The following is a 6,671-nucleotide window of genomic DNA, read 5'->3' as shown; positions in this document are numbered from 1 at the left end:
GATCAGAAGCAGATCAAGATCAAGATCAAGAGCGGCTCGCTTCGCATCGTGGTTACTGACGGTCGCTACGTCAGAGTTGTGTGGATACCCATGCCCCAACAGGGCCCTCAGCCTTAGCGCATCCCTAAAGAATCACCGCCCCAATCAACCCGCACACCACCCCCACCAGCATGGTCAACCCGGCCACCGTCACCAGCACCCGCGCATCGAAATCCTTGCGCAGCATCAACAGCGACGGCAGGCTCACGCTTGGCAGGGTCATCAGCAACGCCACGGCCGGGCCGGTGCCCATGCCCAGCGTCATCATGGTTTGTACGATAGGGATCTCTGCCGCCGTCGGAATCACGAACAGTGTGCCGACAATCGCCAGCGGCACCAGCCATACCAGGCTGTCGGTCATCGCCCCGTCCACGTGGGGGAACAGCCACACCCGTGCCGCGCCGAGGATCAGCACCGCCAGGATGTACACCGGGATGGTGCTCCAGAACAACTGCCATAGGGTGCGCAGCCAGCGCACCAGGAACGGTTGCGATTCCACGGTACTGACTTCGGCGACGGCTTCCAGTGCCGCCTCCGGTATCTGCTCCGGGCGCGCAATACGTTGCGCCACCAGGGCTACCCCGACCACCAGCACAATCCCCGCCACCAGCCGCAGCGCGGTGAAGTCCCAGCCCAATACAAAGCCCATGAACACCAGGGTGGCCGGGTTCAACACCGGGTTGGCAATCCAGAACGCCAGCGCCGCGCCGACCGACACTTGCTGGCGCCGCATGCCTGCCGCCACCGGGGCTGCACAGCAACTGCACATCATCCCCGGCAGGGCAAACAACCCGCCGCGCAGGGTCGAGCCCAGGCCGGCACGGCCGAACAGGCGCAGCAGCCAGTCTCGGGGGATCAGCACTTGCAGCAACGAACCGAGGATCACTGCCAGCACCGCGGCTTTCCAGATCGCCAGGAAATACACCTGGGCATAGGCCAGCGCCGCCGCCAGGGGCGAGCTTTGCTGGTCATTGAGGATCGAGGCGCCGATGCTGTGGTTGTCGGCTGCTACAAACGCCTTGAGGTAGTAGGGCGACCATTTCACGTAGTAGAGGCCGATGCAGGCCACCAGGAGAAACAGCGCTGGTTTCCACCAGAACGACCAGCCCCGGCGGGGCTGGGTGGAAGCGAGGTTGGACATGGAGAGAATCCGCAGGTGAGTCAATAGCCGGGCATCATACGCCCCTGCGGCCCAAGCTTCAGATATCTGCACTGACCTGGGTCGGATCCGGACAGCTTTCCTCGCCGTTGTTCAGCCCCTGCTTATAGTTGCGGCTGAGCAGCGAGGCCTTGCCGTTGTGCCAGGTCAGTGTCAGCACGTACAGCGAGTCATAGTCATTGCCGGACCAGTCTTCGGTGATGGTGTGCTTTTCGCCGACGGCTTCGCTGGCGACCTTGTTGATCAGTTCCGGCAGGTAACCGTGGGACCAGGCGGTATAGATCGTCGCGTTGTGATACTTGTCTTCGACCAGTTCGTCGGCGAGGGCGCTGGTGTCATTTGCCGAAAACTTGATATTCACCGGCAGGCCGAGCTTGATGGCGCTGGGGCTGATGGTCATCAGCGGGCGAATGTAGCTATAGGAATTATCCAGCTCGCCTTCCTCGACATTGCGCGTCGGGTTGGCCGCAAACACGTAGTTGGCCTTGCCGAATTTTTCCGGCAGCACCGTGGCCAGGTTCATGGCGCGGTTCAGGCCCTGGCAATTGAGCTGGCCCAGACCGCCGGCCGGTTTTTCGCCGTGGCGCAGGAATACCAGGGTTTGCACGCCGTCCACGGGTTGCGCACGGCTTTCACGGGCATCGAGGACGGTGACGATGGCCGCGCTGACCAGCAGCAGCGGTAACATCATGTATGAATAACGTTTGAGTCGTTGCACGAGGCGCAGAGGCTTGATCTTCATTATAGGTTCGAGTCTTCATGCGTCGGATTAAGGCGGACAAGCCCGGCCCCAGCGACGCTTCAAGCGTCCTGCGGTGTTCCCTGTCGATATAGCAAGGTGCCTCCGTTCACCCTTCGGGCGCACTTAAGAGTGCATTCAGGCGCTTTGGTTCGCCACTCGGGATGCTAACCGGGGAATGTTGCGCAACGATGACCCATGCACGACAACGGGTGGATGACTATCATGAGGCTTTTCCGTCCAGGGGTTCTTCAATGAATGCACTTGCCGCTTTCCCGATCAACAGTAAATGGCCCGCCCAGCATCCGGAACGTTTGCAGCTGTATTCGTTACCCACGCCCAACGGCGTCAAGGTGTCGATCATGCTCGAAGAACTGGGCCTGCCCTATGAGGCGCACAAGGTCAGTTTCGACACCCACGACCAGCTGTCCCCCGAGTTCCTGTCCCTGAACCCCAACAACAAGATCCCCGCGATCATCGACCCCAATGGCCCGGGTGGGCAGCCGCTGGCGTTGTTCGAGTCTGGTGCGATCCTGATCTACCTGGCGGAAAAAACCAGCCAGTTGCTCTCCGAAGACCCGGCCACCCGCTATGAAACCCTGCAATGGTTGATGTTCCAGATGGGCGGGATCGGCCCGATGTTTGGCCAGCTAGGCTTCTTCAACAAGTTCGCCGGCAAGGCTTATGAAGACAAGCGCCCGCGGGACCGCTACGCCGCCGAATCCCGGCGCTTGCTGCAAGTATTGGAAAAACGCCTGTTGGGCCGCACCTGGATCATGGGTGACGACTACAGCATCGCCGACATCGCCACCTTCCCCTGGATCCGCAACCTGATCGGCTTTTATGAGTCCGGCGACCTGGTGGGCATTGCCGATTTCCCTAACGTACTGCGCGCGCTGGACGGCTTTGTTGCACGTCCGGCGGTGATCCGTGGCCTGAACATTCCGAGCTGACGCATGCAGACTTTCGATTTCAAACAACTGGACGTCTTCAGCGAAGTGCCTCTCAAGGGCAACCCGCTTGCCGTGGTGCTCGGCGCCGACAGCCTTACCGACCAGCAAATGGCCGACTTCGCCAATTGGACCAACCTCAGCGAAACCACGTTTTTACTGACGCCTCGCGATCCGCGGGCCGATTACCGGGTAAGAATCTTCACCACCCTCAAGGAGCTGCCATTCGCCGGGCATCCCACGTTGGGCAGTTGTTACGCGTGGCTGCAGGCCGGTGGCGTGCCGCGTGGGGAAGAGATTATCCAAGAGTGCGAAATCGGCTTGGTGCGTATCCGCCGCCAAGGTAACGAGTTGGCATTTATCGCACCGCCGTTGTTGCGTGCCGGGCCATTGGAGGCGCCGTTACTGGAGCGCGTGCGGCTGGCCTTGGGCCTGGCGCCCGAGGCCATTGTGCGCAGCCAGTGGGTCGACAATGGGGCGGGTTGGCTGGCGGTGATGCTGGCTGATCGTGAGGCGGTGCTGGGCCTGCGACCTGACTATTCGCAACTGCAAGATCTCGCCGTGGGAGTGATCGCCCCCTGTGACCCGGCACGTGACGCAATAGACGCACACTTTGAAGTGCGTGCCTTTGTCGCCGGCGACGGCGCCCCTGAAGACCCGGCCACCGGCAGCCTGAATGCCGGTGTGGCGCAATGGCTGTTGGCCGAGGGCCTGGCGCCCAACCGCTACGTGGTCAGCCAAGGCACGGCCATGGGGCGGGCGGGGTGTATTCACATCGAGCGCCAGGGGGATGAAGTTTGGGTAGGTGGCGCCGTGGCAGTGTGCATCGCAGGGCGACTACAGCTCTAGATCAATGAATTGTTACGTGCCTGGCAATACACTATTGGTCCCTTGGCATTTGTGTTGCCGGGACTTGGGGGCATAAGCTTTGGCCCCAAAGATTTCAGCCATTTTTTCAGGAAAGCCATGACCAGTCAGTTCCCCCAAGCCCGCCCACGCCGCCTGCGCCGTTCCCCGGAGCTGCGTGGCTTGTTCCAGGAAAGCGAATTCACCCTTAACGATTTGGTGTTGCCGATTTTCGTCGAAGAAGAAATCGACGACTTCGTGCCGATCACCAGCATGCCGGGCGTGCTGCGTATCCCGGAGAAGAAACTGGCCGGCGAGATCGAGCGTTACGCCCGTGCCGGCATCAAGTCGGTGATGACCTTCGGCGTATCCCACCACCTCGACGCCAACGGCAGCGATACCTGGAAAGAGCGCGGCCTGGTTTCGCGCATGTCCTCGATCATCAAGGACGCAGTGCCGGAAATGATTGTGATGTCCGACACCTGCTTCTGCGAATACACCGACCATGGCCATTGCGGCGTGATGCACGGTGCCCATGTCGACAACGACGCAACCCTGGTCAACCTCGGCAAACAAGCCGTGGCCGCTGCCCGCGCCGGCGCCGACGTGATCGCTCCGTCCGCCGCCATGGACGGCCAGGTCCAGGCCATCCGCCGCGCCCTCGATGACGCCGGTTTCACCCACATCCCGATCATGGCCTACTCGACCAAATTCGCCTCGGCCCTTTACGGCCCGTTCCGCGAAGCGGGCGGCAGCGCCCTCAAGGGTGACCGCAAAAGCTACCAGATGAACCCGATGAACCGCCGCGAAGCCGTGCGCGAATCGCTGCTCGACGAACAGGAAGGTGCCGACGCACTGATGGTCAAGCCAGCCGGTGCCTACCTCGACATCATCCGCGACATCCGCGAGGCTTCACGCCTGCCAGTGGCGGCGTATCAGGTGAGCGGTGAGTACGCGATGATCAAATTTGGCGCACAGGCCGGGGCAATTGATGAGGACCGGGTGGTGCGCGAGACCTTGGGGTCGATCAAGCGGGCGGGGGCGGATTTGATCTTTACGTATTTTGCGATGGATTTGGCGTTGGCGGGGATTTAAGGGCGGCGTTTTACCCTGTGGCAAAGGAGTTTATTTGTCGCAGGGGAATTCGTTAAGTCTGCACCGATTCAGCCCAGCGCTGGCAGAAATCATGCTGCTCTTGTATATCGTTGGTGAGGTCGTTTTCCTCGTGAGCGAATATATGCACAACTTCCCCGTCTGGTTGCCCCATTGCCAGCTCGTAAGCAATAAGTCCATTCGACATATGTGAAGACATACCTGACGTGTGGACGTTGATTTTTGCGCCTTTGCACAGAAAGACTGTATCTTTCATATCCGCTCTCAATACACCGAAGCAATCGTACAGATCCATTGCTGTATAGGTTTTTTTTGTCCCATTACGTAGCAAAAGATAAAGGGTGGGCTTGCCTCCTTCGTATTCGATCACAGCACTGTCACGTATACCATTTTTGATGATAGTGATTTCACGTGATTTCATGGGTATTTCCTATTAGGGTTCAATATCGTGTATCCCTTGAAGGTGCCGTCTTCATTGACTGGGGATGCACCTAAAATATCCTTCGTATCTATTCGTCCTGGAATTGCTATTTCTAATTCATTCTTATGTTTGGAACGCATGCCCAACTCCTTGTTTACGTCTATTCCAGGGATTTTTCTCAATGTGTAAAGAAAGCCTTCTTCGAAGCCAAAATTTGAAGCGAACTCCAACGCTTGTCTCCTTGAGATCGAAGTGGGGACGAAATTGCTAGGAGGGCTGGCATTATTCAACGTGTGTAGGAAAATGTCTGTGCTTGCTCCTCTACTTTCAAATCCATTTTCAAAGATTTCATCGGGTTCTCTTAAATCTCCGCGATATAGATATTCTCTTTTTTTATCTGCGCCAGGCAGCGAAGGAGCCCCCTCATTCACCTTTGCCTGTTCTTGAGAGGTTTCCGTATTTTGATGCGGCTTACATTCCTCCGCGCCTGGACACCTACTTAAGCCTAGCGGATCCACCCACCCTGTTGGATTGGGCACGTATCGGTAGGCATTGACCCCACCCGCCAACTTCACCGGATCCGGCGTCAGGTAGCGACCAATATCCGGATTGTAGTAGCGATGGCGGTTGTAGTGCAGCCCGCTTTCCTGATCGAAATACTGCCCTTGGAAACGCAGTGGATTGTCGATCTTGCCTACGTCGAGTCGGGCGATCTGGCCGTAGGCGCGGTAGTGGGCGGACCAGACGATTTCGCCTTCGTGCGTGGTGAGTTCCTGCGGTGTGCCGAGGTGGTCGAGTTGGTAGTGGTAGGGCGTTGTGGCTTGTGGCCCGAAGCCTTCCAGTAGCGCCAGTGGACGAAAGCTGTTCGGTTCGTAGATGTAGCTGCGATGACAATCCGCATGGTGCTCGGCAATCAGCTTGTCGCCTTGCCAGAAAAACTCGGTGGTCTTGCCATCTACGGTCTTGCTGATACGCCGCCCAAACGGGTCATAGCGATAACTGGCGGTTTCGCCATTGGGCTTCGTCACGCTGATCAGCCGGTGCTGGCAGTCGTAGCGGTATTCAGTGACGAGCTGATGGCCCTTGCCGCGTCGTTCGCGGATGAGGTTGCCGAAGGCGTCGTAGTCGTAGTGGCGGTCGCCCTGGATCACCAGTCGGTTCGCCGCGACGATGTCCGGGCCGGGGCGGTCTTGCATGAGCAGGTTGCCCGCTGGGTTGTGGGCGAAGCGCTCCTGCACGTCTTGGGAGTGGGCGGCGCGGGTCAGGCGGGCGAGGGGGTCGTAGTGGTAGCGGTGTTCGCCTTTGCGCGTGTCGAGCAGGCGGGTGAGGTTGCCGGATTTGTCGTAGTCGTACTGGCGCTGGTAGCGGTGGTTTTGTTGTTGGGTGATGGCGTGGGCGTGCAGA

General features: G+C 59.0%; 7 protein-coding genes. 3 read left to right on the top strand and 4 right to left on the bottom strand.

Annotated elements, in window-relative coordinates; genetic code table 11:
- Nucleotides 1-124 precede the first annotated feature (124 nt).
- Nucleotides 125-1,180, bottom strand: a complete 1,056-nt coding sequence (locus QZR30_RS27785) for a permease (RefSeq protein WP_311904775.1) — start codon at nucleotides 1,178-1,180, stop codon at nucleotides 125-127.
- 58 nt (nucleotides 1,181-1,238) lie between these two features.
- Complete coding sequence (locus QZR30_RS27780) at nucleotides 1,239-1,940, bottom strand: hypothetical protein (protein WP_046071969.1); 702 nt, start codon at nucleotides 1,938-1,940, stop codon at nucleotides 1,239-1,241.
- 251 nt (nucleotides 1,941-2,191) lie between these two features.
- Between QZR30_RS27780 and QZR30_RS27775 the strand changes: the two genes are divergently transcribed.
- The 3 genes from QZR30_RS27775 (at nucleotide 2,192) to hemB (ending at nucleotide 4,828) form a co-directional block, all read left to right on the top strand.
- On the top strand, nucleotides 2,192-2,890 hold the full coding sequence (locus tag QZR30_RS27775; protein ID WP_046071970.1) for a glutathione S-transferase N-terminal domain-containing protein: 699 nt from the start codon (nucleotides 2,192-2,194) through the stop codon (nucleotides 2,888-2,890).
- Nucleotides 2,891-2,893: 3 nt separating this feature from the next.
- Nucleotides 2,894-3,736 (top strand): PhzF family phenazine biosynthesis protein, encoded by an 843-nt coding sequence (locus tag QZR30_RS27770; protein ID WP_311904774.1) that lies wholly within the window; start codon nucleotides 2,894-2,896, stop codon nucleotides 3,734-3,736.
- A gap of 117 nt (nucleotides 3,737-3,853) precedes the next feature.
- Nucleotides 3,854-4,828 (top strand): porphobilinogen synthase, encoded by a 975-nt coding sequence (hemB, locus tag QZR30_RS27765; RefSeq protein WP_049709018.1) that lies wholly within the window; start codon nucleotides 3,854-3,856, stop codon nucleotides 4,826-4,828.
- A 52-nt stretch (nucleotides 4,829-4,880) separates the two neighbouring features.
- On the opposite strand, the gene QZR30_RS27760 is transcribed toward hemB, so the two are convergent.
- Both QZR30_RS27760 and QZR30_RS27755 read right to left on the bottom strand, forming a co-directional pair.
- Nucleotides 4,881-5,267: a hypothetical protein gene (locus QZR30_RS27760; protein ID WP_056846100.1), complete on the bottom strand. Its 387-nt coding sequence runs from the start codon at nucleotides 5,265-5,267 to the stop codon at nucleotides 4,881-4,883.
- Nucleotides 5,264-6,671, bottom strand: a 1,408-nt coding sequence (locus tag QZR30_RS27755; RefSeq protein WP_311904773.1) for an RHS repeat-associated core domain-containing protein, incomplete at its 5' end; no start/stop codon positions are given. The genes QZR30_RS27755 and QZR30_RS27760, both read right to left, overlap by 4 nt.

This window comes from Pseudomonas sp. rhizo25, from assembly GCF_031931935.1.
Lineage (GTDB): Bacteria > Pseudomonadota > Gammaproteobacteria > Pseudomonadales > Pseudomonadaceae > Aquipseudomonas > Aquipseudomonas synxantha.
This window is presented reverse-complemented; position numbering and strand designations above follow the sequence as displayed.